This window comes from Streptomyces scopuliridis, from assembly GCF_042790125.1.
In the GTDB taxonomy this organism is placed as follows: Bacteria; Actinomycetota; Actinomycetes; order Streptomycetales; family Streptomycetaceae; genus Streptomyces; species Streptomyces scopuliridis_A.
In genome coordinates, this window is record NZ_JBHTZS010000009.1 from 65,698 (window position 1) to 92,291 (window position 26,594).

At 73.0% G+C, this 26,594-nt stretch carries 15 protein-coding genes; 12 read left to right on the forward strand and 3 right to left on the reverse strand.

The features are described from left to right. Positions 1-52 precede the first annotated feature (52 nt). A complete protein-coding gene (locus ACFRKB_RS16310) occupies positions 53-2,428 on the forward strand; it encodes a helicase-associated domain-containing protein (RefSeq protein WP_383106457.1) in 2,376 nt (791 codons plus the stop codon). A 65-nt stretch (positions 2,429-2,493) separates the two neighbouring features. Here the strand turns inward: ACFRKB_RS16310 and ACFRKB_RS16315 are convergent, their stop codons facing one another. The 3 genes from ACFRKB_RS16315 to eno all read right to left on the reverse strand — a co-directional run bounded on the left by ACFRKB_RS16315 (position 2,494) and on the right by eno (position 6,373). Next, positions 2,494-3,903, reverse strand: a complete 1,410-nt coding sequence (locus ACFRKB_RS16315; protein WP_383106694.1) for an oxygenase MpaB family protein — start codon at positions 3,901-3,903, stop codon at positions 2,494-2,496. Positions 3,904-4,061: 158 nt separating this feature from the next. Next, positions 4,062-4,775 carry a polyprenyl diphosphate synthase gene (gene uppS / locus ACFRKB_RS16320; protein WP_383106695.1) on the reverse strand — a complete coding sequence of 238 codons (714 nt, stop codon included), beginning with the start codon at positions 4,773-4,775 and terminating at the stop codon, positions 4,062-4,064. A gap of 290 nt (positions 4,776-5,065) precedes the next feature. Next, positions 5,066-6,373, reverse strand: coding sequence for a phosphopyruvate hydratase (gene eno / locus ACFRKB_RS16325; RefSeq protein ID WP_383106458.1), 1,308 nt, complete (start codon positions 6,371-6,373; stop codon positions 5,066-5,068). Between the two features lie 161 nt (positions 6,374-6,534). On the opposite strand from eno, the gene ACFRKB_RS16330 reads away from it, so the two are divergent. The 11 genes from ACFRKB_RS16330 (at position 6,535) to ACFRKB_RS16380 (ending at position 26,572) form a co-directional block, all read left to right on the forward strand. Then, entirely contained in the window at positions 6,535-6,957 is a 423-nt protein-coding gene (locus ACFRKB_RS16330; protein ID WP_383106460.1) for a MarR family winged helix-turn-helix transcriptional regulator, read from the forward strand. 478 nt (positions 6,958-7,435) lie between these two features. Beyond that, on the forward strand, positions 7,436-8,260 hold the full coding sequence (locus tag ACFRKB_RS16335) for a cyclic nucleotide-binding domain-containing protein (protein WP_383106461.1): 825 nt from the start codon (positions 7,436-7,438) through the stop codon (positions 8,258-8,260). Positions 8,261-8,368: 108 nt separating this feature from the next. Further along, entirely contained in the window at positions 8,369-9,226 is an 858-nt protein-coding gene (locus ACFRKB_RS16340; protein ID WP_383106463.1) for a nucleotidyl cyclase domain-containing protein, read from the forward strand. A gap of 5 nt (positions 9,227-9,231) precedes the next feature. Next, positions 9,232-11,886, forward strand: coding sequence for a hypothetical protein (locus ACFRKB_RS16345; RefSeq protein WP_383106465.1), 2,655 nt, complete (start codon positions 9,232-9,234; stop codon positions 11,884-11,886). Next, the gene (locus ACFRKB_RS16350) at positions 11,879-12,973 is read left to right on the forward strand and encodes a hypothetical protein (RefSeq protein WP_383106466.1); all 1,095 of its coding nucleotides are present in this window, start codon (positions 11,879-11,881) and stop codon (positions 12,971-12,973) included. Before ACFRKB_RS16345 ends, ACFRKB_RS16350 begins: the two co-directional genes overlap by 8 nt. Then, entirely contained in the window at positions 12,973-13,524 is a 552-nt protein-coding gene (locus ACFRKB_RS16355; RefSeq protein WP_383106468.1) for a Pycsar system effector family protein, read from the forward strand. Before ACFRKB_RS16350 ends, ACFRKB_RS16355 begins: the two co-directional genes overlap by 1 nt. Before the next feature lie 67 nt (positions 13,525-13,591). Further along, the gene (locus tag ACFRKB_RS16360; RefSeq protein ID WP_383106469.1) at positions 13,592-15,928 is read left to right on the forward strand and encodes a VWA domain-containing protein; all 2,337 of its coding nucleotides are present in this window, start codon (positions 13,592-13,594) and stop codon (positions 15,926-15,928) included. A gap of 118 nt (positions 15,929-16,046) precedes the next feature. Continuing rightward, a complete protein-coding gene (locus ACFRKB_RS16365; protein ID WP_383106470.1) occupies positions 16,047-19,616 on the forward strand; it encodes a tubulin-like doman-containing protein in 3,570 nt (1,189 codons plus the stop codon). Beyond that, entirely contained in the window at positions 19,613-22,204 is a 2,592-nt protein-coding gene (locus tag ACFRKB_RS16370; RefSeq protein WP_383106471.1) for a hypothetical protein, read from the forward strand. Before ACFRKB_RS16365 ends, ACFRKB_RS16370 begins: the two co-directional genes overlap by 4 nt. An 82-nt stretch (positions 22,205-22,286) precedes the next feature. Further along, positions 22,287-24,524 (forward strand): protein kinase family protein, encoded by a 2,238-nt coding sequence (locus tag ACFRKB_RS16375; protein WP_383106473.1) that lies wholly within the window; start codon positions 22,287-22,289, stop codon positions 24,522-24,524. After that, on the forward strand, positions 24,521-26,572 hold the full coding sequence (locus tag ACFRKB_RS16380) for a hypothetical protein (protein ID WP_383106474.1): 2,052 nt from the start codon (positions 24,521-24,523) through the stop codon (positions 26,570-26,572). The genes ACFRKB_RS16375 and ACFRKB_RS16380 overlap by 4 nt, the downstream gene beginning before the upstream one ends. Positions 26,573-26,594: the final 22 nt, after the last annotated feature.

A 26,594-nucleotide genomic window follows, 5' to 3' on the forward strand; every position in this document is an offset into this window, starting at 1 on the left:
ATCGCTGGCGGCATGGTTGCGGGGCCTTGATGTCCCGCGCCTGGAACGGGTGATGGCGGCGCGTTCGGACGCCGTGGCTCTGCCGGAGCCGCGGTCGGTGGGCGAGTTGGCGGACCGGTTGCAGCGTCCGGGGTCGGTGGCGCTGGTACTGCCCCGGCTCGCGCTGCCGTATCTGCAGGTGGCTGAGGCGCTGGCCGCGTTGGGGGCGCCCGCGACGCGTGACGCGCTCGGGAACCTGCTCGGAGTGGTGGACGAGGAAGACGCCCCAAGGCTGGACGCGGCGCTGGAAGTGCTGGCCGATCACGCGCTGGTCTGGTCCGACGGCAGCGGGGCGCTCCACATGACGGCACCCTTGAGGCAGGCATGGGACGCGCCTTTGGGACTGGACCCGCCGGTCTCGGAGTTGTTGGCGGGCCTGAACTCGGACGAACTGCGCGGCATGCTGGCGGCGCTGGGCCTCAAGCCGCCCGGCACCAAGCAGCGGCGGCTCACGGACCTGGTGGACCACCACAGCGATCCTGACCGCGTCACCGCCGTGGTCGCCCAGGCACCCGCGGCGACCCGCACGCTGCTTGAACGTCTGGCCGAGCCCGAGTTCCGACGGCGGCAGTTCGTCATGTTCGGGGGCCCGGAGCCGCGCGCCGAGCCGGGTGCCCGGTGGGCGCTGGACAGAGGACTGTTGGTCCAGGAACGGCACCGGTACGGGAACGGAGCCGCGCTGATGCCCGCCCAGGTGGCGATGGCGCTGCGCGGCCCGGACTGGCGCGCACCGTTCGATCCCGTACCGCCTCTCGCCCGGCTGCTGCCGGTCACCACGGAGGATGTGGAGCGGGAGGCGGCGGCCGCGGTCACCGCGTTCGCCGCTCATGCCGCCTCCGTGTTGTCGGTGTGTGCGGCCAGGCCGCCGGGCAGGCTGCGGTCCGGCGGGGTCGGGGTCCGTGAGCTGGTACGTATCGGCAAGGCGGCGCGGTGCGACGGGACCGTGGTGCGCGTCGTGCTGGAGGCGGCGTACGCGGCCGGGCTGCTGGCCAGGGAGGGCGATCTCGTTCCGGTTACCGAGGAGTACGACTCCTGGGCGGCGCTTGAGCCAGGGGAACGGGTCCCGTTGCTGCTCCGGACATGGTGGGCGCTGCCGCTCACCCCTGCCCAGGCCCGCGACGAGGAGGGCAAGTCCCTTCCCGCGATCACCGGGACACCGCCCTGCAACGGCTGCGTACAGGCCCGGCACGGGCTGCTCGCCGCCGCGGCGAACCTCCCGGCCGGCCAGGGTGTGCGGCAGGCGTCCGAGGATCTGGGACCGCTGGTCGCCTGGCACCGTCCCCTCGCCGACCAACTGCCACAGGACACAACGCCGTTCGCCACCGTCATCCGGGAAGCGGAACTGCTCGGCGTCCTCGCCCGTGGTGCCTTGTCCCGCATCGGCGCCGCCCTGCTCGCCGACGACGCGGAAGAACTCCTCGCCGGTACACGACAGCTGCTGCCCGCTGCCACCGAGACGGCCCTCATCGGCGCCGATCTCACGGCCGTCACCGCCGGGACTCCCTCCGCCCGGCTCACCGCGCTTCTGGACTCCGTCGCGGACCGGGAGGCCGGCGGCACGGCATCGGTCTGGCGGTTCAGTCCCGGCAGCGTTCGCCGTGCACTGGACACCGGGTGCGCGCCCGACGGCATCACGGCCGACCTGACCGCTGTCGCGGCCGGGCCGCTGCCGCAGCCGCTGACGTATCTGATCGCCGATATCGCGCGCCGCCACGGACACGTTCGCCTCGCGCCCGCCGCCTGCGTGATCCACGGTGCGGAACCCGCGCTTCTGGCCGAGCTCACCGTCCACCGCAAGCTCGCGCGGCTGGGCCTGCGGCAATTGGCACCGACCGTGCTGGTCAGCCGTACGCCACTCGACGAGACCCTCGCGGCACTCCGGGCCGAGGGCTACGCGCCCGTCGCCGAGACCCTCGACGGGACCGTCCGTATCGAAAAGGCCGAGCAGCACCGTGCCACCGCGCCGGTCCCATCTCCTCGCGTCGCCCGGGGCACCGCCGGCGCACGGCGACCGGCCGTGCGGATGAAGCGGGTTGGGGAGTCGGCCGACGGCCTGCGGGCGCTGGCGGTCAGGCTGCGGGAGTCCCCGGCGAGCGGCCCGGCGCCGGACCCGGACCCGGGCAACGGGATCCCCTTCGGCACCGGCACCGAGGAGATCATCGCTGGGTGCGCAAGCACGCTGTCCCTCACCGACGTACGTCAGCTGGCCCATGCCGTCGACGCCGGCCAGGCGATCACCGTCGAGTACGTCGCCGCCTCGGGAAGCCGCACCGTACGAAGCCTCAGCGATCTGTACCTGGACCCGCCCTATCTGCGGGCCTGGTGCCACCTGCGGAACGATGAACGTGTCTTCACGCTCTCCCGTATCCAAGGCGTCATGCCCGCCTAGCCGCCGGTCCGGTGCACGGATCAGCCTCACGCCGGGCCGTGTCGAACAGTCCGGGGGTGTCCTCCCTACGCCTCGGCGAGCAGCGGGTCGAAAGCGGTCGAGCGCTCACGACCCGACATGAAGGAGAGGAAGTCCTTCACGAACGCGCTGCGGGAGTACGTTGCCTCGGCGCCGGCCACGGTGCGGTGGAACCCCGTCCGGAACAGGGCCCGGTACTCGTCCGCGTCGATGAGCTGGTTGCCGTCCGCATCGGTGGCGCTGAAGAGCACCTCGGCGACCCTGATCAGCGCGGGCCCGGCGAGGGAGGGGACACCGGCGGCGTACTCCTCCTTGCTGACGCGGCCGTCGCCGTCGGTGTCGAGCGCCGCCTGGAGTTCCTTCCACCACTCGGCGTACGCGCGGTAGAGCTCGGTCTCGGCCGGTTCGTCCAGATCGATGCGAGTGGACAACTCCCGTGCCATGGCGGCGAGATCGGGCCAGTCCAGGTAGCCGTCGCCGGTCTGGTCGAGCACCGCCGTGAAGAATTCGTCGGCATCCCGCCGCGGCCCGGTCCCCTCTGTTGCGTCGTGCTCCGCCGGAAAGGGCGTGACCAGCCGGAACAGGGCGCCGGCCCGTTTCATCCGGCCGCGCAGCGCGTTGAGCGTCGCCGCGCGGGGGTCGTCGCCGTCCGGGGACAGGTAGAGCAGGCTGGTGACGTTCTCGGTCCGGAGCCAGCCGTCGGGCAGGAAGCGCGCCAGGCCGGCGGCCACGTAGGCGCTCTGCATCAGCGCCTGGGCGCCGGGGATTTCGGGCAGACCGGCCCGCCGGCGGAAGGGTTCGGGGAGGGACGCCACGGTGACCGTGCCGATGACCGGGCCCGCGAGCGCGCGGCCGGCCGCCCACACGGTGGGCAGGCCGTCCAGCAGCGGCGGCGCCGGGAGATGGTCGAAGAGCTTGTAGAGGATGATGCGCAGCGCCTCCGTGTTCTCCAGCTCCTCCTGGACCATGTGGTCGTAGTACTGCCAGAACTCCCTTAACGTGGGCGGCAGATGGCCGCCCTCATCCCCGAAGGCGGCGAGGAACGCCTGGAATTCGGCGTAGAGCTGTTTCATGGTGGCCTGGTCGAGCGGCTGCCCGCCCAGCCGGCACATGGTGACGGAGCTCTCGAACAGCGTCGCGACCACCCAGGCACGGACCTGCGGGTCCATCGCGTCGTACGGCCGGTTCTGCGCGTCCGTACCGCTCAGCCGCGCGTGCAGACGGTTGAGCCGGGCCGCCTCCCTCCGCCGCGTGTCCTCGTCGGGGCCGAACATGCGCTGCAGGCTCACGAGGGTGTTGCGCAGCCGTCGCCACGGGTGCGCCACGAACGTCGAGTTGTCGATCAGGGCGGCGCCGATCTGCGGGTGAGCGGCTTCCAGCACCGTGGCTCTGAGTATGGCCAGTCCCCAGCGCGGATCGTTGAAGAACCGCTGGAACTGCGAGTCGGGGCCGAACAGGGGGCCGGGCGGTGTTTCGGGTGGTGCGCCGTGTGGTGCGCCAGGTGGTGCTTCGGACGGTGCGCCGGGTGGTGTTTCGGGTGACGTGCCGTGTGGTGTTTCGGGTGGCGTGCCGGGTGGCGTTTCGGGCTGCGTTTCGGGGGTCGGCCGTGTGTCCGTCACGGGTGAGGTTCTCCGTTCGCCTTCGGCGTGACGCCGCCGAAGCGGCGATCGCGTTGCTGGTAGGTGTGCAGGCACTCCAGGAAGTGCGGCGCGCGGAAGTCGGGCCAGAGCACCGGCGGGAAGATCATTTCGGCGTAGGCCACGTGCCAGAGCATGAAGTTGGAGATGCGCTGTTCGCCGGAGGTCCGGATGACGAGATCCACATCGGGTGTGTCGGGGAAGGGCAGATGAGCGGCGAAGCGCCGCTCGTCGACGGCATCGGCCGCCACCCCGCTGCGGATGAGCGACCGTGCCGCCTCGACGATGTCCCTGCGTCCGCCGTGATCGAACGCCACGGTCAGGGTCATGCCCCGGTTCCTGCCGGTCAGCGTCATCAGATCGGCGAAGTCCCGGGCCAGCGGTACGGGGATCCGCGGGTCCGCCACGCCGAGGAACCGGCAGCGGATGCCGCGCGCGTGCAGCAGCGGTGCGTGTTTGCGTACGACGCGGCGCACCAGCCGCATGAGGAAGTCGACCTCGCTGCCCGGACGTTGCCAGTTCTCGGTGGAGAACGCGTACAGGCTCAGCCACTCCACCCCCGCCGTCCGCGCCGCCTCGATGACGTCGATCACCGTCGCCTCGGCCGCGCGATGACCCGACGTACGCGGTAACGACCGCTGCGCTGCCCACCGTCCGTTCCCGTCCATGACGCAGGCGACGTGCCGCGGCACGCCTCGCTGCCCGACCCCGTCGGCCGGACGACGCGCGGGCGCGGAGGCCGACGACGCGGCGGAAGCGCCGCGGTCTCCTTCAGCCGTCACATGTGCTCCCCCCGGCTGTCACCACACGGTCCCCCGCCGCGGGCGCCGCTGAGATCAACCCCCAGCAGAGTGCCGGTACCTCGGCCCGGACGTATCGCACTCTCCGCACATTCACCCGCAGTACGTGCGTCCGATTTAGCGACCATGTGACCCTCGATCGTGATCCGGGGGCCCGCGGGGGCTCTACCTCTGTCCGCTGTTCACGTCCGACGCAGTGCCGAGCGGCCCGCGAAGCGCGCCGCGTCGCCCAGCTCCTCTTCGATCCGGATCAACTGGTTGTACTTCGCCGTGCGGTCGGAGCGGGAGAGCGAACCGGTCTTGATCTGACCGCAGCCGGTCGCCACCGCCAGATCCGCGATGGTGGTGTCCTCCGTCTCGCCCGAACGGTGCGACATGACAGCCGTCCAGCCCGCTTGGTGGGCCGTGGCCACCGCGGCCAGCGCCTGGGTCAGGGTCCCGATCTGATTCACCTTGACCAGGACCGAGTTGCCGACGCCGGTGCGGATACCCTCGCGCAACAGCGTCTCGTTGGTGCAGAACACGTCGTCGCCGGTGAGCTGACAGCGGTCGCCGACGCGGGCGGTCAGCTCGCGCCAGCCGTCCAGGTCGTTCTCCGCCATCGGGTCCTCGATGGAGACGACCGGGTAGGCGTCGATGAGCCCGGCCAGGTAGTCGGCGTTCTCGGAGGGGGTACGGCGCACCCCCTCGCCCGCGTAGTCGTACACCCCGTCGCGGAAGAACTCCGACGACGCCGGGTCCATGACCAGGCCGATGTCCGTGCCGGGGCGGTAGCCGGTGCGTTCGATGGCGGTCATCACGAAGTCGAGCGCCTCCTCAGCGGTACGCAGCGCGGGCGCGAAGCCACCCTCGTCGCCGACGGCCGTGGAATGCCCGGCGGCCAGCAGATCGCGGCGCAGGGTGTGGAAGACCTCGCTGCCCATGCGGACGGCTTCGGCGAAGGTGTCCGCGCCCACCGGCGCGATCATGAACTCCTGGAAATCCAGCGGATTGTCGGCGTGGGCGCCGCCGTTGACGATGTTCATCATCGGCAGCGGCAGGAGGTGGGCGTCGGCGCCGCCGAGGTAGCGGTAGAGGGGCCGGCGGTGGGCCGCCGCGGCAGCCTTGGCGGTGGCGAGGGACACGCCGAGGATCGCGTTGGCGCCGAGCCGGGACTTCGTGGTGGTGCCGTCGAGGGCGATCAGCGCGGCGTCGAGACCCGCCTGGTCCGCCGCGTCCAGGCCGCACACCGACGCCGCGATCTCCCCGTTGACATGGGCCACCGCGCGGTCGACGCCCTTGCCGTGCCAGCGCGCGGAGTCCCCGTCGCGCAGTTCCACGGCCTCCCGGGCACCGGTGGAGGCACCGGAGGGGACAGCCGCGCGCCCCAGGGACCCGTCCGCCAGGACGACGTCGACCTCGACCGTCGGGTTGCCCCGGCTGTCGATGATCCGGCGGGCGGTGGCGGTCTCGATGGCAGCGTTGACGGTTCCGACTGCCTTTGCGGACATGGGAGGTCCTTCCCGTTGTCGTGTGCCGTGGCCCCGGCTGCGACAACGCTGGCGCTGAGCCCGACAACCAAACCCTACAGCAATGCTGTTCAGTTTGGCTGTACAGCATTGCTGTACAGGTCAGGTGCACAGCTTTGCTGACCAACGGGGTAAAGTGCCCTATGCCCACCCCGGAAGCCGCCGCCATCGCCGCCGAACTGCGCACCGCGATGGGCAAGCTCACCCGACGCGTCAAACACGAGGACCGCATCCCGCTGGGCCAGGTCGCCGTACTCGGTGCACTCGACCGCAATGGCGCCATGACCACCAGCGACCTCGCCGCCGATCAGCGCGTACGCCCCCAGTCGATGGCGCGGGCGGTGGGGCTGCTCATGGAGCAGAACCTGATCACGCGCCGGGCGCACCCCACGGACGGCCGCAAGTCGCTGGTCGAACTGTCCGACGCGGGCCGGGCCGCACTCGAAGCGGAGCGCGGCCGCAGGGCCGGCTGGCTCGCGCAGGCCATCGAGGCCGAACTCACGGACGAGGAGCGGGTGTTGCTGGCACGGAGCGCTGCCCTGCTGGAACGGCTCGCCACACGCTAGACGAGTAAGTCCGAAGTCCCGTCCGCCCCCGGGCCCGCCCCCGGGGCGGACGACGCCCGACGCGGCCACCAAGCTCGGTCCGGCCCTCGGCCGGCGGCCGGCCGGCTGAATCGGTTCCGGACCGCGGCGGACGCCACCCGGGTCCGGCCTCGGCTGGGCGAAACCTGAGTTTCCGCCAAGTCCGTTTTTGCCGCCCGGTTTGTCCCGTCGGTGCGTCCGGTTCGCTCGTGTGGGGGGCCTGACCTCCGGGTCGTCGGCGGGATCGGAGGGCGGGGCGGCGGGAGTGGACGGGGTGGTGCATGGTTCGAGGGGTGGCGGGGTGACCGGGGTTCGGGGCGCTTGGGCCCTCTAGCTGGCAGTTCGGTGATTACCGGCCAGTATGGGCAAGTTGGCGCGTTCCGCTCCCACCAGAACGTCACTCTGGGACCATCAACGCCACACGAAAAACAGCGTCCTGACTGCCGTGGGGGGAGTGGCCATGGGGCTGCTCGGCGATGAGTTGGCGTTCGCGCGTGCGCTGACCGACCGGGAGAACGAGAGCGTAATGGCTCTCGGGAACCGGAAGCGCTACGCGGCCGACGCCCATCTCCTGGCGGAGGGCGACCGGTCCACTCACGTCATGATCATACTTCAGGGCTGGGTGACCGTTTCCGTGGCCACGGACCGGGGCGCCACCCGGCTGATTCTGGGGCTGCGCGGCCCCGGTGAACTGCTCGGTGAGATGGCCGCGCTGGACAGCCATCCCCGCAGCGCCACCGTGCGCGCGCTCGGGCCCGTCGAGGCGCAGGTCATCTCCGGGGACGCGTTCCGGCGCTTTCTCGCACTGCACCCGCGGGTCAGCGGTCTGGTCATACGTCAGCTCACCTTCCGGCTCCGCAGCGCCGATCAGGAGCGGTCGGCGCTCGCCTCTCTCACGGTTCTGCAGCGCCTGGCCAGCCGGCTCACCGAGCTGTCACAGGCCGAACCTTCCGGGCCGTACGCGCCCTCCGTGCCGACGCCCTCCGTACCGACGCCCTCCGTGCCGGCCCCCGCAGCGGCGCGCCCCTCCGTGCCAAGGCCCTCCGTGACGAGCGCCTCCGTCACGGGGACATCACCCGCGGGCACCGTCGTACATCTGGCCCAGGACGAGCTGGCCGCCACCGTCGGAGCCACCCGGGAAGCCGTCGCCAAGGCCCTGCGGCTGCTGCGCGGCCAGCAGATCGTGCGCACGGGCAACCGAAGAGTGGAGATCCTCGACCCCGCTCTGCTCGCCCTCCTCGCCGACGGCCATCAGGAGGGGAGACCGGAGGGGAGACCGGAGTAGAGGACGGGGCGGAGGACCGGGCCGGTGTGTGTAAACGGCTACAGACGGCCTTCGTCCCGGGCGCGAGGCTGAGGGGGGACGGCAAGCGAACAGGACAGGGGGCACGGGGTGGACCACGACGGGATGGATGTCGCCGAGGCGCGCTACGAGTTGGTGATCAGCGTCGACGCGCGGCGCTCCGGGGAGTACGACGACGTGGACAAGCCACGTATGCGGGCCCGGATCTACCGGGTGCTGGAGGCGGCGTTCACCCACGCCAGAGTGGCCCGCGACGCCGTCCACATGGAGGACCGAGGCGACGGTGTGCTGCTGGCGGTGGCCGGCCGGATCGCGGTGACCCGGCTGCTCGGGCTGTGGCTGGTCGAGGTGCACGAGAATCTGCGGGACGAGAACCGCGCCCTGCGCGTACCGCTGGGGCTGCGGGTGGGCATGCATGTCGGCCCCGTCCGGCACGACGACCGGGGCATCAGCGGGCGCGCGGTCGATCTCGCCTGCCGCCTCGCCGACTCCCCCGTGGCGCGGCGGCTGTTGGACGCCGCGCGCGCCGATCTCGTGCTGGTGGTCTCGGACGCGCTGTACGAGGACGTGGTCAGCAGCGGCGGCAAGTTCATCGAGCCCGCGCACTACGCCCCGGCCCGCCTGAAGCTCAAGGAAGGCGATGTCAGCGCCTGGTTCCACCTTCCCGGGCGGACCGCTCCGGTGATCCCGGCCGGTGATCCGCCGACTGCGACGGCGGATGCGCATGCGGCACCCGTCGATGGTCCGCCGCCCGTCAGTGATCCCCCGCCCGCCGGCGATCAGCCTCTCGCCTCGGATACGCCGCCCGCCGCTGATCCGCCATCCGTCGCGGATCCCCGTACCCCCGGCGCCCACTACACCGTCCACGGCGACATGTCCCAGCACTCCGACAACGTCTACCAGCAGCCCGTGCACATCGGACGGATCACTCCCCGGCAGGAGGGCTGAGCCTCATGTCCGACGAACAGCGGGCGGCCGGAGCCCCCGAGCGCGCACCCCGGCCCGACGAGCGCCCCAGGGACGACAGGCCCCGCGCGGAAGAGGGCCGCGCCGGTGGTGACGGCGGCTCCGCCGACAGCAAGGCCGCCGAAAAGGGCAAGAACGAGCGGGACAAGAACGGGAGTGACAGGGACGGGAAGGACAGGGACGGGAGGGACAAGGACGAGCGCGACAAGGACGAGCAGGGGAAGGAGGAACGCGAGAAGGAAGAACGCGAGCGGGAAGAACGGGAGCGCGAACGGGAGCGTGTCACCGGGCGGTTCAAGGAGCACACCCGCGACCCCCTCGCCGAGGAGCAGGGCGACGACGGCCCCACCGATCTGGCCGCCGCCTCGCGGGCCCGGCACGCCACCCGGATGCTGTTCGACACCGGTCGGGATCTGAACAGCTTCGACCGTTCCTTTATCCAGAGCGCCCATATCGGCGATATCCATCTGCGGCTGGACTCCCGCCCGTCCGGTGCGGGGATGCGCAGCGGGCCCGTACCCGAGGACGAACTGCGCGGCCTGCGCCGGGTCCATGTCGAACCGCAGGGGTACGTACGGCTGCGCAACGCGCTCACCGCCCGCCGACTCCTCGTCCTCGGCGCCGCGCCCGGCACCGGACGTACGAGCACCGCGCTCTCCCTCCTCGACGAGGTCACGGCCGGCGCGGGCGCGGAGCCCGGGTCAGGACCGCGGGTGTCGCGGGTCGGTCCGGACGGTGGCGTGCGGCGGCTGGCCGACCTACTGAGCGGCGAGGGCGCGGAGGACCGGCACGGCACCGGATATCTGCTGGAACTCGCCCTGACCAAGCCCGGTTCGCTGCCGCCGGACGCGATGGACCTGGACGGGCTCGCCGCGGCGCTGGACGGGTGCGCGGCCTTCGCGGTGATCGTCGTGACGCTCGGGTCGGCGGCGAACCCGCTGCTCACCGGGCGGTACGGGATGATCTGCCCGCCCGCGCCCACCCAGGAACTCCTCACGACCCGGCTGCGGGAGAAGCTGGAGGAGCGCCGGGAAGGGCGGGAGGACCTCGCCGCCGGAGCCCCGGACCTCGCCGCCGGAGCCCCGGACCACGGCCCCCGCCCGGAAGACCTGCTCACCGCCGCCGAGGAACTGGCCGAGCGCGAGGAGGTCCGCGACGCCGTCGGGCTGAAGGATCTGCGCCCCGCCGAGGCCGAGTTGCTCGCGTCGCTGCTGGCCGGGCATCTGCTCGGGGACCTCTCCTACGACGAGTTGCTGTCCGGCTGCCGGAGCCTCGCCGCCGGCCAGGCCCAGGAGTGGTTCGTCGGCGTGGACCGCGCGCTGACCGCGCTCCCCGCCGCCGACGGGGGCACGGGGCAGTCCGGCACGGGGCAGTCGGGTCCGGGACGGTCGGGTACGGCGGCCCTCTTCCACCCCGTGGCGTTCCGTATCGCGCTCGCCGTACTCGGCGGCGCCCCGCACAGCGCCGTGGCCGCCGCCGCCCATCTGCTCACCTGGGAACTGTCCGTACAGAGCGATCCGGACAACACCCCGGCCCGCCCGCTGTTCTGCGACGACCCGGAATCCGATCGGGCGCTCTCGCGCGCCGAACTGACCGACGGCCGGGTCGAGGTGGCCGGCGCCGAGGTGGACGCGCGGCTGATCTGGTACCGGGGCTCGGCCCTGCCCGCCGCGGTGCTGGCCGAGCTGTGGGAGCGGCACTTCCCGGTACGCGCGCCGGTCGTGCGCTGGCTGCGGCTGCTGTCGGACGATCCGCGCCCCCATGTGTGGATGCGCGCCGCGGTGGCCGCCGGGGAGCTGTGCGTACGGGACTTCGACCACGGTTACGCGGAGTTGATCCGGCCGCTCGCCGAGGCGGCCACCCCGCGCCGGAGGATCTTCGCGGCCACCGCGATGGACCAGGCGGCCGGCCACGCCTCGCACCGTAAGGCGGTGCGCAAGCTGGTCGACGACTGGAGCAGGTACGGGACGAAGCCGCTGCGCTGGACGGCGGCGATGGCGCTCGGTTACGGGAACGCCGCGGCCTCGACCGACGACGCGCTGGACGCCCTGGCCCGGATCGGGGTCCGTGACGACGGGGACCAGCTGGCGGTCGCCTCGTTCAATGTCGTCCGGCTGCTGGCGCTGCCGGATGTCGCGAAGGTGCTGCGGCGGATGTCCGACTGGACCCACCACCGGCACGAGGCGTACCAGGACCTCGGGCTGGTGACCACCGTCCGGCTGGCGGTGACCGGGGTGGACGAGGTGCCGGCCGCCGAGCCCGGCTCCCCGCTGGGCGACCGCGGCGACTGGCCGCTGCCGCTCGCCCTCGCCGCCACCCGCCCCGAACTCGTCCGCCCGATGGCCGACTTGCTGTGGACGGCGCTGAACACCGCGCGGTCGAAGGACGTGGCCATGGACGCGCTGGAGACCCTGCTGCGCTCGGCCGTGCGCAAGGACGGCAGCGAGTGGGCCAGGCCGGGGCTGGCGGCGCTGCTGCCCGCGCTGGCGGCCGAGGAGCACGACCAGCGGCGGCTGGACTGGCTGCTGCGCCGAATGATGAACGATCCGGAGAATCCGCTCCCCGACGCGCAGGCGCGCTCCTTGTGGTGGCTCGCCGTCCCGTCGCCGGACCGGACGGGCGAGGAGGAGAGGCATGGCTGAGGACGAGGGCGTGGCGCCGGACCGGGGCGCGGCGGACCGGGACGCGGCCGACCGGGGCGCGGCCGACGGCCCGGGACCCGCGGGCCCGTTCCTGCGGGAGTACGCGCCGACGGGTTCGTTCCGGCAGACGGGCGCCCGTACCGCCTCGGTGCTGTTCTACCGGAACGGCGGCTACAGCGTGGCCACCGTCTCCGGCGTCCAGCACTACGACAAGCCGGCGCTGGCCAGGGCGCGGACCGTCTGCGAGATCGCGCTCGGCACGTTCGTGACGACGCTTCAGTTGGAGCTGCCGGCCGCGGGCGGCACCACCTTCTTCAAGGCCGAGGTGGACATCCACTGGACGGTGACCGATCCCCATCTGGTCGCCACCGAGGTGGTGACCGATGTCGCGCAGCGGCTCACCGCCCCGACGCTGGAGCGGCTGCGTGAGGTCTCCTCGGAGTTCCCGGTGGCCCAGGCCGAACAGGCCGACCGTGCCATCACCCGGCACTGCGCCGGTGGGCGCTGGGACGACCTGGGTTCCGAATTCGGCCTGCGGGTACGACTGTACGTACGGCTGCGGGTGGACGACAGAACGATCCATCACATGGACGACATCCGGGACGCGCACGCCTCGGCCGAGGTGACGCGGGTCCACCAGAACAGGTTCCGGGCCATGCTCCAGGGCGGGGAGCTGGACCAGCTCAGTTACATGCTGGCGGCCGAACCCCAGGCGGCCAAGGACTTCCTGGAGAAGATCCGTCAGGAGGGCAGACAGGACGAAAGGGAACGCGTCGACCGGCTCTTCGACATGGTCGCCAGCGGCCAGATCCAGTCCACCGACGTGGAGACGCAGGCGCTTGAGCTGCTCAACCGGGGCCGCCACCGCGTCCAGGGACCCATCGGCTCCCTGCCCGCGCGCCGTGAGAACCCGCGGCTCGAACAGCCACCGGCCGAGGGGTTCACGCCGGACTGGGTGGCCGACGAACCACCCTCCCGGGCCCGGCGCAGGACCTACCCGCCGGAGGACGAGGACGCCGTACCGGAGCCGCCGCGCCGCCGGAGCCGGGACCGGGACGACGGCTGGTCCTGGGCGGAGGAGGACTGATGACCGCCGACAGCGGCGCACGCACATCCCCCGACCCGGTCGGGCCCGTGCCGGACGGGGGTCTGCACGGGAACGGCCGGGCGGGGGAACGGATCGCGGAACGGTTGCTGAACACGGTCAGGGAGGATCTCGGCCGGGCCGACTCGAAGGCCGGCGTCCTGCTCTCCGGGGCGCTGGCGCTGCCCGCGTTCCTGATCAGCCGGCACGGCGCGCCCGACTGGCACGGGGCGGCCGACGCCATGCTCGTCGTCGCGGGCGTGCTCTGGGTGATCGCGGTGACCGCGCTGGTCCGGGCGCTGATGCCGCGTACGGGCACGATCCGCGGCCGGACCGGGGTGACGTACTTCGGCGATCTGCTGCCTCCGCACGACGTGGCGCGGCTGTCCGCCGAGGTCACCGAGGCCGGGCGGGACCTGACCGGGTGGCTGCTCGTCCAGGCCGTGGACGTCAGCTCGATCCTGTCCGCCAAGTACCGGGCCATCCGCTGGGGAGTGAGCGCGCTGGCCCCCGCGGCGGCGCTCGCACTGATCTGGAGTCTGACCGCGCGCTGACCGGCGCACGCGACGTCGCCACACACCACGCACGCACACCACGCAGAGACGAAATAAGGGGACGGCCGTGGGAACACTCAGGGGAAGAGAGCGGACGAGAAGGGGCTGGGCGCGCCGCGGCGCGGTCTCCGCGCTGGGCGGCGCCGCGGTGCTCGTGTCCCTGCTGGCGCCCGCCGGTCCCGGGCCGGTGCCGGCGGCGGCGTCCGAGCCGGCCTTCACGTCCGTCAACTACGCGGTCGCCGTGGACGAGTCCGCCAGTCTCGCGCCCGAGGACATGAAGGCCGAGAAGGCCGCCGCCGCCCGGATCGCGCTGGGCGATGTCTCCTCGTCCTCGAATGTCACGGTCTTCGGTTTCGCCGCCGCGGAGTCCGGCGACCAGCGCGCGGTGGACCCGGTGTGCCCGCGCACCACGCTGGACGCGGCGGGACGCGAGTCGGTCGGCGCGTGCGTCGGCAAGCTGCGCAGCCGTAAGAAGAGCGAGGGCACGGGCACCGACTTCCCGAGCGCGATACGCCAGGGCGTGCACGACCTCAGCAGCGGCACCGACCCGTCGGTGCCGCGTGTGCTGTTCCTGCTCACCGACGGGAAGATGGACGTCAGCGGCAGCCCCAAGTACGGCGATCCCGCGCACCGCGCGGCCGAGGGCGAACGCCAGCTGGAGCTGGAGCTGAAGAACGCGGCCGAGCAGCGGGTGCAGATCTGGCCGCTCGGATTCGGTGCCGCCCCGGACAAGAAGCAGCTCGACCGGATCGCCGCGGGCGGCTTCCAGCAGGGCTGCGTCGAGCTGCCCTCCGCCCGTCCGAAGGCGAGCAAGGTCTCCGGCGCGAAGGACATCGGCCCGACGCTGGAGAAGATCTTCGCCGCCGCACACTGTCTGCGCTACCAGCGGGGGCCGAGCAACCGGCCGCCCGCCACCCTGGAGATCGCGATCTCGCCGCTGGCGACCGTGGGCAGCATCGTGGTCGACAAGGGCGACCCCGAGGTGACGGTCACCTATCTCGACCCGAGCGGCCACGAGGTGCCCACCTCCGGGACGTACCGCGACTCCCGGTTCGAACTGGCGGGCGCCGGCGGCACGGTCGAGGCGCTGAAGATCGTCGACCCCGTGCCCGGCGTCTGGAAGGTGAAGGCGGAGGCGCCCGAGGGACACCGCTCGCTGCCCGTCGGCGTCAGCGTGCTGTGGCAGGGCGAGCTGCGCGGCTCCATCACCATGGACCCGCCGTCGCCGCGGGCCGGCGAGAAGACCACGGTGACCATGCGGTTGCAGACCCGCGAGGGGTACGAGATCAAGGACCCGCGCGACTACGAGGGGCTGCGGGTCCGCGGTGAGCTGACCGGGGACGGCTTCGCCCCGCTGGAGCTGCGCCTCACCGACGACGGGAAGGGGAGCGACCCCAAGGGGAGCGACGGCTCCTTCACCGGTTCCGTGGAGATCCCGGAGAGCGCGGACGGCGCGCTGAAGGTGAGCGGCACGCTGACGGCCTCGGGGCTGAGCGCCGACACCCGCAGCGAGGCCGGCCAGATCGCGCCCGGCGTACTGCCCGTCACCACCGCGCTGACCCTGCCCGCCGCGACCACCCACCCCGGCTCCTCGGTCACCGGCACGCTGGCCGTCCACAACACCAGCGACACCCCGCACACCCTGCGGCTGTCCGTCGCCGACCTCCAGGACGGGCTGCTCTCGGTCACCCCGGCCGAGATCGAGGTGAAGCCGGGCGAGTCGGGGACCCGGAAGGTGACGGTCGAGGTCGCCCCCGAAGACGTCTTCGGCGACCGCCTCGGCGACGGCGGGCTGCGGCTCGGCGGCACCGTCACGGTGGTCGACACCACCGACGACGACCGGACGCTGGTGCGCTCCCCGCTCTCCGTACAGGTGACGCCGGAGCCCGGGATCTGGGAGAAGTACTGGTGGGCGTTCCTCTCCGCCGTCGTCGTGGCCGCGCTCGTCGTCGTGGCGGTCCTCGCCTGGCTGCGCCAGCGCCGCACCCGCAGGGACCCGTTCGGCCTGGTGCTGCGGCTGGTCTCCGAAGGGGGCGACATCCTCGGCGACCACCCGGCGGGACACGGCCACAAGCAGTGGTACGAGTTCGCCGTCGTGGAACCCCACCGCAGCCCGCGCATCGAGCGGCGCAACCACGGCCCGTACGCCGTCCAGCGCAGCCCGGAGGGCGGGGCGGTACTGCGCACGCGCGGCGGCGGCCGGGCCAGGCTGACCGCCAACGGCCAGGTCCCGCTGACCGACGCGCTGAGCCTCGCGCTCGGCGAGGAGACCCGTACCCGTACCCGTACCCGCAGTCCCCGCCGGCCGTGGCTCTCGCGGTCGCGTCCCACCACGCCCACGCCCACCACCACCCCCGCGACCGGTGAGGGCGGGAGTTCGAGCACCTACGACTCGTACCTGTGACACGGGCAACGCGTCGCGGCAGCGGCGCCGCGACGCGTGAGGAGTCCACAGACGTGAATCCACCGACGTACCGAGGACGGACCGGCCGCAGGTACGGCCATGAGCGGGAGGAAACCCCATGAAGATCTTCCAGCCGATGCTCTTCGTCGGCCTGGGCGGCACCGGTGGCCTGGTCGGCGCCGAGCTGGAACGCAAGCTGCGCGCCGAACTGTGCGGTCCTGACGGGGTCGCGCTCAGCCATCTGAGCGGCCACGCCCCCTACCAGCTGCCCGACTGCCTCCAGTTCGTGTACGCGGACTACAGCGAGTCCGACCTCCAGCGGCTGCCGCAGTTCAATGTGGACCCGTCGCTGCGGGCCGCGTACGCCCGTACCTCCCGGGCCACCCACAACCTGCTGCCGAACTTCGACAGTTCACCGGAAGTGACCAAGATGCTGCGGGCGAGCCTGCGCGACGAGGTCGCCGACTGGCTGCCACCGCGTATCGACGAGCCCAAGGTCACCCCGCTGCACAACGGCGCGGGGCAGCTGCCCACCGTCGGGCGCGCCGCCCTGTTCGCCACGCTCAGGCACAGCCTCGCGCCGGTCCTCGAACCGCTGCTCCAGGCGATCGACGCGATCGCCAGGTCGGCCGGTGAGCTGAGTGAACTCGGCGGCGGCAAGGTCAACGGCTGCGATGTGTTCGTCGCCTTCTCGGTGGCGGGCGGCACCGGCGCCGGGATCTTCCTGGACTATCTGCATCTGATCAACCACGCGTTCCAGCTGCGCCGTTTCGACGGGGTGAAGATCTACCCGCTGGTCGTGATGCCGTCGTCGTTCTCCTCGTCCGCGGGCGGCGGCCGGGAGGCGGAGCTGAACGCGGCCCGCGCGCTGGTCGATCTCTTCCGGCTGGTGGACGGGCAGAACGCGCCGACGGAGGGCGCGGAGATCGGCGACCTGGACCATGAGTCCGGGCTCGGCATCCGCTACCCGGGCACGACACCGATCCGGCTGCGGACGGGCATTCTGCCCACGGCGTTCCTGTTCAGCCCGACCGCGGGCATCCGCCAGGACGATCTGCGCCGCTCCATCGTCTCCCTGGTGATGTCGCTGATCGGCACCGAACTGGGCGACGGCCGCTCCCCGGGCCGCAGGAGCGCCGGCGACGACGACTTCCAGACGTTCGCCGCGAGTTTCATCAACCGGGGCGTGCACCGCAGCGCGCTGTCGCCCACCGGCATCGGCCGGCAGGGCGTCTCCACCAGCCTCGTGGCGTCCATGACCGCGCCGATGGACCAGCTGGCCGATCTGGTGGCCGGCCGGCTGCTGCGGGAGGCGGTCACGGATCTCGTGGAGCGGCCACGCGCCGCGCTGCGGGAGCAGGCGGTGCCGCTGATCCGTCAGCTCTTCACCGACTCGTACCTCGAAGAGCTGTGGGAACGCAAGCAGTTGACCGTGCCGGAGCCCGATCCGCTGCCGCGCGGCAGCCGGGCCATCGAGCAGGCGCTGGGCGAGCGGGTCGCGGACATGCAGCGGCTGCTCTCCGACCTCCAGTCCATCGCCGACCGCCAGGCCGCCTCGATGGCCGACCGGTTCGCCCCGCGCCCCGCCATCGACAAGCTCCTCCAGAGCGTGGACCCCTTCCTGGCCGAACGCGTCGTCAGGGGCGTACCCGGCAGCGAGGAACCGATCGCCCGGCTCGGCTTCCTGGGCATGCTCAACAGCCGCGCCACCGCCCCCCAGCGTCCGCCGGGCGTGACCGAACAGCCGCCCAAGAACCCGCGCATCAAAGGCCGGCTGGCCGGCATGTCCCCGGCGCGCTGGGGCGACGACGAGGTACAGGCGGCCCTCCGCGACCAGGACACCTGGTACCAGTGGCGCAGCCGGACCGTATGGCACGAGGCATGGCGGGAGCAGCAGCAGCGCTGGCAGTCCCAGGCGGACGTGGCGGGCACCGACCTCGGGCGGCTGGTGAACTCCTTCCGCAAACACTCCGACCTGGAACGCAAGGTGTCCGCGCAGAAGGGCCTCGAACTGTACGAGGACCGCACCGGCATCTCGTATCTGCTGCCGCCGCAGCGCACCCTCAACCACTTCTACGAGGACCTGGTCGCCCGGATGATCCACCGGGAGGGGCTGCGCGAGAACGACGACGAGGCCACGCTCCTGCTGAAGATGATCGACGGGGACACCTGGCGCCGGGTCCACTCGCTCAGCCGCCGCAGCCCGGACGGCGCGGTGGCGGTGGTCAAGGCGCAGCTGGAGGGCCGGATCACCCGGCTGTTCGCGGAGAGCGGCGCACAGCTGGAGGAGCGCCCGCTGCTGCCGTCCATGAGCACCCTGCTGGCCGCCGCCGCGGGTGACGCGGACGCCACCGACCAGGTCAGCAAGGAGGCGCTGGACCTGTTCGGCCGGAAGCTGACCGGACTGCTGCCGGTCGGCTTCACCCCGGAGGGCACCGGCCCGCTCCGGGCCCTCGTCACGTACCCGCGTGTGCAGGCCGTGGAGGAGGTGCAGGAGTACCTCGGCAAGGCGCTGCGGCTGCCCTCGGACGCCAAGAACTCCGTGGAGTACCGGGGGGTGGAGAGCGATTCGATCACCGTGGTGCTCTTCCGCAGCGAGATGAGCCTCACGCAGGTGCCCGAGGCCCGCAAGGTGCTCAGGCAGTGGGCCAGGGCGAAGGACTCCGAGCAGGCCCAGGACGTGCTGCGGTGGCGGCAGCGGGTCGGCTTCCGGGACAGCTGGATGGTGTGCGGCGAGGACGACCGCCGCACCATCCTGCACCGGCTGCTGTGCTGCATGTGGAACGGCCAGGTGGACGTGGTCGACGGCGACTCCGCGTCGCCGGCCCGGGTACGGCTGCGGCTGTTCCCCGAGACCGGCGAGAACGTGCCCGGTGTACGGCTGCGGCTGGGGGACTTCCCCGGCGGCGTGTCGAGCTGGGCGGAGCTGCTGCGCTCGTACGAACGGTGGACCGTGCTGGACGACGAACGGACCGTCGAGGACTACTGCCGCGAGCTGATGGGGACCCAGCCGCTGGGGCTCGCCAGGAGCGGCAGCGATCCGCATCCGCTCTTCGTCGAGCTGGTCGAGAAGATCGCCCCGCGCCAGCTGGAGCTGCTGGAGGACCGCCGGGAGCGCGGCGGCGAGCGGGTCGAGGGGTGGGTACGGCCGCTGTGGGAGTTCTGGGCGGAGACGCTTCCGGCCGCGCTGGACATGGAGTTCGGGGACCAGCGCGCCATCCAGCCGACGCTGCGGACGCTGCTGGAGCACGTACGCGGCGGGACGCCGAAGCCGCGCCCGCGCAAGGAACTGCCGGAACCCCGGCGGGTGGTGGACGATGACGAGGACTGGGGCACCGCGCCGCGCGCTTCGGCCGACACGTATCGGGCCGGGGGCGACCGTGAGACATACGGCGACCGGGAGCGACACGACAGCCGGCCCGGGTACGGCGACCGCGACGCGTACAGCGAGCGCGACGGTCACGGCGACCGCGACGGTCACGGCGATCGCGACGCGTACGGCGAGCGCGACGCGTACGGCGACCGGCCCCGGCGCGCCTCCGGGGACGGTGTCAACGGCCGTTCCAGCGGCGCCGACCGGCCCTCCGTGCCCTGGGACGACCCCGGCGGCCCCCGCCCGTACGCCGACGAGGACCCCGATGCCCGCGACGGCTCCCGCCGCAACCCCTGGGACGGTGATGCGGAGTGATCACGTCCGAGGAGATCGCCACCGTCATCCATCTCGATCTGCGCGCCGGGGCGGCGGAGCTCGACGCCGCCCCGGTCCTGCGGGCCAAGGTCGCCAGGCAGCTGGGCCTGGCCGGACTGCCGGAGCCCGACCACCCGCTGTTCCTGGTGGTCGACACCCCGGCCGGGCTGACCGACCATCAGCGGCAGTACGAACTGATCACCGCCTACCGGGCCATCGGCGAGGTCCGGGTCCTCATCCTGCTGGTGGGCAGCGCGCCCGGTTCGTACGCCGGTGAGAACGAAGCGTTCCAGCCGGACCGGCGGCTGCTGCGGCCCGCGCTGCTGCGGGGCTCGGGGATCGCCCTGCTGTGGGCGGGCGATCTGCGCTCCGCCCGTACGGCGCTCGAACAGCCCGCGCCCGACGACCCGGAGGCGCTGGCGGTCCTGGTCGACCTGCTGTCGGTGCCGGATGTCTTCCTGCGGGTGCTCGACGACGTCGGGTCGCTGCCCGACGCCGTCGCCGCGCCCGGGGTGCGGCTGCTGGAGCAGGATCTGCCGCCGGAGGTGCGCGACCGGGCCTGGCGTGACGCGCTCACCCGGTTCGCGGGCGAGGACGGCATCGCGGGCGAGAACGGCGCGGGCGTACCGGACCTGCCGGTGACCGCCTGGTCGGGAGTCGATCTGCCGGAGCCGCTGCGGGGGCTGGTGGCGGGCCGGGGCGGCCATGACCAGCGGCACCGCGTGACGGGCGGGGTCGCGGACGACGCGTACCGCGCGTGTGCGGACGCCCTCGCCGACGCCGAGGACGCGCAGGCGGGGCTGCGTTCCCTCCCCGGGCTGCTGAGCGGCGCCCGCAGGGAGGCGTTCGAGGCGGACCTCGACCAGGCGCGCCGGGGGCTCGACGGCTACCGCGACCTCGTCGGCACGGCCCTGCGCGGTGCCGGTTCCGGCGGCGCGCCGTCCGCCGCCGAGGCGGCGGCCCGGCTCGCGTCGCTCGGTCTGCGGGTGCCGACGGCCGACGGCGTGGGCGAGCGGATCGGCGAGGGCCTGCGGGAGTTCGCCGGGAAGCTGCTGGGGCAGGGGCTGCCGCTGCGCGCGGTGGCCAGGCGCTTCACGGGGCTGGCCGGGCGGGTGGAGCCGGTGCCCGGTTCCGCGCTGCTGCCGAAGCTCGCCGACCACTCCGCCGACGCGGTGGCCCTGCGCACGGCGGCGGGCGCCGTTCCGGTGCCGGGCCCGCTGGTCGCTCCGGTGGCGGCCGTGGCGGGGCTGCTCGGGGCGCTGTGGCAGGGGCCGTTGGCGGTGCTCGCGGTCGTCGTACCGCTGGTGTTCATCGCCGTGGCGGTGCTCGGCGCGGCCCGGCTGCGGGGCGCGGGGCGGCCGGGAAGCTGGGCCATGGGGCCCCGGGTCGCGGCGGTCGGCGGCGCCGTGGCCGGGGTGGTGCTGGCGTACGTCACCGCGCCCCCGCTCTGGCTGAGCACCGCCGCACTGCTGGTGGGCCTCGGTCTCGCGGTGGAGACGACGCGCCGGCTCTGGGGCGAGGCGGCCGACTTCTGGGCCGCCGGCCATGGAACCGCCGTACTGCGCGGGGCCCTGGAAGGGCTCGACGGCCTGCTGGCCAAGGCGGTCCGTGAGCACTGGGCCGCCGAGGAACGCCTGTACTGCGCCGACGCGGCCCGGTCCGTCGCCGGCATGCTGCGGGCGACGGCCGCCGCCGCGGACGCCGAGGCGGTGCCCGAGCCGGAGCGGCCCGCGGTTCCGGATCCGGCCGGCGCCGAACCGGCCGCCGAGGACGACTGGCTGACCAGCGCCTCGGCCCTGGAGCCGGACGCCTTCGGCACCGCCGCCGACGAGGACACCGACTGGGCGAGCGCGTACGCCTGGGACGACGGGCCCGCCTGGGACGAGCCGGCCGGGACACGGGGCGGCGCCCGGCCCGCCGACCCGCCGGCGGACCGCACCGCCGGGGTCCCGCGCTGGCTGGACCGCGAGAGCGGCGAGGGCGGCCCTGAGCTGGTCGCCACCCTGGCCGGCGATCTGACGGACGCGGCCCTGGTCGCGATGGCGCCGTACTGGGGCGCCGTCGAACGCGGCCAGGCCGGCACGCTCGCCGTAGGACGCACCGAGGCCCGGGTCCGCGAGCTGCTGTCGACGGCACGTCATCACCTCCAGCGCAACGGGGTGCTGGCCCCGCCCCCGTTCGCCGCCGCGCACCGCACCCGCACGACGTCGGCGAATCTGCTCGGCACCGACCCGCACCGGGTGGCCGAACTGGTCGGCGCGGAGGCCGACCGGCGGATCGTGGTGCAACTCTCCTCACCCGAGCAGGGCGCCCTGCTCAGCCGCGACCCGGCGGCGGCGGTCTGGATCAGATTCGCCCCGGAGGCCGTACGCGGCGAGGTCGAGAACGCCTGGCGTACGAGCGGTTCGGGTGGGCCGGAGGAGGCGCTGTGGACCTCGTCGGGGCGGTACGCCGGACTGATCCGGCTCACCCCGCTGCGGATGGGGGTGGTGGACACGGTCCGGTCGCGCCAGAGCCCCGAATCCGACCGGCTGGAGGCGCTGGACGCGGTGGACGCGTACGAGCGGGGGGACGGCGAGCACTGGTGACCGGCACCCCGTACCGAGGCCGCCCGGTACCCACGTACCGAGGCCCGGCGCAGACGTTTCGACGAAAGGACGGCGACCGCCGGTGACCAGCACCCCGCACTCCCCTCCGGCGCACACCCCCCTGGCGGAGCCGGCCGGTCCGCGGCGGACCACCCTCTCCTTCACCACCCCTTCGGGGCGCCGCCGCACCGCCCCGGTCCGGTTCGGCCGCGAATCCCGCCGCGATCCGCTGCTGCCCCAGTGGATCCGCAAGGGCCTGCTCGACGACGAGGGACAGCAGTGCCTCCAGGTGCGGCTGACCGGCTCCGCCGCGGCGAACCCGGCCGCCCGCGCGCTGCTGCACGCGGAGGCGGGCACCGCCCTGCATCTGCACCGGGTGCTCGCCACTACGGAGTACGCCACGCTCTTCCCGGAGGTCATCGGCTACGAGCTGGACACGGCCGAGCCGTTCCTGCTGTACGCCCCGCCGCGCGGCAAGCCCGCCGTACGTACGCATGTGATGTCCGCGACCGACCAGCCGCACTTCGCCAACGACCTGATGCGGGCGCTGTGTCTGCTGGACGGCCAGGGCCTGGTGTTACGCGGGATCTCGCCCGCCAATGTGCTCTGGGACGGCATGTCGGTCCAGCTCTGGGGGCTGGAGGGGGTGGCCCGCAGCGGACGGCCGAGGACCCGGTGGGGCCGGGCCCCCTACTGCTCGCCGGAGCAGCGCGCGGCCGAGGGCTTCGTCGACTCCCGGGACGCGGTGTGGAGCGCGGCCCAGGTGCTCTACCAGCTGGCGACCGGCCGGGCCGGGCCGCCCGACCGGGCGCCCGCCGATCTCGGCGACCACCGGGTGCTCGCCGAGACGCTGCGGGGCGCCTTCGCCCCGCTGGCGGCCGACCGGCCGACGCCCGGCCATCTGCTCGACCTGCTGGAGCCGGGCGCGGCCCGGCGTATCGCGCTCACCGTGCCCGCCGACGAGACGCGCCCGCACCAGGAGGCGTTCGAGCAGGCGCTGCACCTCAAGCGGCTGGCGCCCGCGGCCGAGCCGCACGACGGGCCAGGGGCGGCGGCCGAGCGGGCGGCCGGTGAGGTGCTCTGCCCGTACTGCCTGGAGACCATCCAGCTCGACCTCACCTCGCTGTACGTCACCGACAGCAGGATGCAGTACGAGCGGCTCGACCCCGCCGGCCTCGGCAACTCCCTGCGCCGCCAGGACGTCATGCGCGGCGCCGTCCAGAAGTGCACGGCGGACCCGGACTTCCCCGAGCACTTCATCCCGGTGCCCTATCTCAGCTACGGCAGGCCGCTGACGGTCGCGATGGTCGGCCAGTCCTCCACCGGCAAGAGCCATCTGCTGACCCAGATGATCGCGGAGATCACCGACGGCGGTCTGGAGCCGTTCGGCCTGAAGTGGCAGTCCGTCAACCCGGAGCAGCACGCCCGGTTCGTACGGGAGCGGGTGCAGCCGCTGCGCAACGGCAGGGTCCTCGACCACACCGGCGCCCTCGGCCTGGACGGCTTCGCCCGCTTCGTGGAGTCCCTGCTGATCACCGACGCCCACGGGCAGGTCCGTCCGGTCGCCTTCTTCGATCTCGGCGGCGAGGATCTCGTACGGACCGACGCGGCGCTCCGCTTCCTGCTCGGGGTCGACGCCATGGTCTTCGTCGTCGATCCGGCGCTGGCGCTCCCGCTGCCGCATCTGGACCACGCCAGGGAACGCTGGGGACTTGAAGTGAACCGGGACGGCGATCTGGCCTTCGGCACCGTCCTGGACCGCCTGCCGAAGAGCGGTCCGTATCTGGACGTGGCGGCGGCGATGGTGCTCGGCAAGGCCGATCTGCTGCGCTTCCAGCCGCCCGTGGACCGGTGGCTGGACGAGGCGCCGGCCACCTCGCTCGACCCCGCGCGGATGCGCGAGGAGAGCCAGGACGTGTACGGGCTGCTGCGCCGGCACGCGGGCCAGGCGTGGCTGCGGCCCTTCGACGCGATCCGCCGGTGCACCCTGCATGTCGCGTCGGCCACCGGCGGCCAGGAGGAGCACGGCCGCTATCCGGCGGGGACGGGGCCCCGGCGGGTGCTGGAGCCGCTGCTGTCGCTGCTGGCGATGCACGGACTGATCGATGTGCCGGGCGGCGCGGAGGAGTTCGCCGTGGGGACGGCGACCGCGGTGGAGGCGGCGCCGCCGTCGCCGGAGACCTGGGGTCCCGGGGGATCCGACGGGTCTGAGGGGTCTATGCGGTCTATGGGATCCGCTGGATCCGCTGGATCTGCGGGATCTGCGGGATCTGCGGGATCTGCGGGATCTGCGGGATCTGCGGGAGAGGAAGCGAAGTGAACGACTTCCAGGATCGGGGAGCATCCCAACGGGCAGCCGGCGCCGCGGGCCCGGTGCACCAGGTGGTCTTCCGGTGGGACGGCAACCAGGGCCGCCAGGGCACCGGCATGACGGCCGTCGCCCACTCCTGCCCGGCCGAGCGCGCGGAGGAACTGGGCCGGGAACTGGGCCCGTTGCTGTGGGTGTCCGGTACGGCGGCCCCGCGGCAGAGCGTCGTACGGATGCTGTCCCGCGACGGTGACGTCATGCTCGTACAGCGCTGGCCCACCACCGACCGGGGCGGCCGGCCCAGCACGGTCAGCCATGTCCTGATCGGTGATCCGCGGACCCTGAAGACCCGTCAGTGTCTCGGACTGGCGTACGGCGGCTGGGGCAGCCGGGAGTCCGCCGAGAAGGCCGCCGGGCGGCTGCGCGCGGTGGAGAGCGCGGAGCTGGACTCGGTGGCGCGCAAACGGCTGCCCGGGATGCGGCAGCAGCTGCCGACGGTCCGCAACGCGCTGATCCTGGTGACCGCGGAGTGGCTGCGCGATCCGGCGCGGCGGGTGTCGCTGCTCGTCGACGGGTCGCTCACGGACGAGGAGAAACCGCTCGGCTGGCCGGACCAGGACGCGGTGCCGCTGGTGTATCTGGGGCTGTTCATGCTGTTCGGTTCCTGGCTGGGGCAGGAGTGGACGTTCGCCACGTACGACACGGTCGACACCCACCAGCTGCGGCTGACCTGCGTCCCGCGCTGGGAGCCGGACGCGGGCGGGTCGGGTCCGCTGGCCCGGGTCATGGGCCGGTCGCCGGCCAAGCCCCAGTTCGAGCACATGGCGGCGGCGCGGCTGGTGGACCATCTCCTGGCGCACCCGGCGGACAGCCCGGGTGTGCCGCAGCTGGTCGACGGGCTCAGGGACGGAGCGCGGCTTGAGTGGGCGCGGCGGCGCCTCCTGCTCAAGGAGATCCTGTACGCGGACCGCCGGGAACCGCCGGCCCGCGCCGCGTCCGCGGCGCCGACGGCGCCCGAGCCGGAGCCGGAGCCGGAACCCGCGCCCGTCTCCGTACCGCCGCCGACCCTGCCGCCGCCGACCCCGACTCCGACCCTGCCGCCGCCGACCCCGGCCCCGGCATCCGGACCCGAGCCGACACCAGCACCGACACCAACGCCCGCGCCACCAGCGACTCCGGCGCCCGCGCCCACCACCGGCTATCCACAGGCCGCCACCGCCCACGAAGCGCGCTCACTCCACGCGGAGCTGCGTGTCCACCGGCGCGGGAACGCCCTGCAACGCGGCCTGCTGGCCGAGCGATTGCGGACGCTGACCGACGATCTGCTCCTGGACGAGCTGCGCTCCGCCGATCTGCCGCAGGACTCCGTGGAACTGCTCCTGGACGAGCTGGGAAGCGACCCCCGCGTCCGGGTGCGCCGGACGGGCATGCGGCACGACCTGTGTGCGGAAGTGCTCCGCAACGGCCTGTATTACACGCCGAACAGGCAGGAGTCGGAGCCGCTTTCGAGAACAGCCCTGGCCAACCGGGCATCCGATCTCTTCACCTGGGCCGTCGCCCCCCTGGCCCGCGACGAGCGCTATCTGCGCGATCTCCAGGAACTGCTGCACCGCATGGGCCGGGACCGCCACCCCACAGCGGGCAACTGGCTCTGGCAGAGCATCATCACGCCCAGGAATGGCGAGGTCCCGGACCTGCCGCCCGTCGTGTGGCAGCAGATCCTGCGCGACGTGATCACCCAGAACTCCGCCCCACCGTCCCCACCTGCCGTACCCACCACACCCACCGCACCCACCGCACCCCGGGCGCCGCACACACCACACGCACCCCAGACACCCCAGACACCGCACGTACCTCAGCCGTCCCAGCTGCCTCAGCTGCCCCGAATGCCGCAAGCGGTCCCGGTTCCCCCCACACCCCAACAACCGTCCCCCACCCGCCCGTCACCTCCCACCCTCGCGACGCGCCTCTCCGAACTGGCGACCAGTCCGGGCTGTGTCGTCGGCACCGGAGTCGGCGTGATCGCCGTGCTCATCGCGGTCCTGCTGTTCCTGCTGTGACGGGCGGCCGGCCGGATCGGAG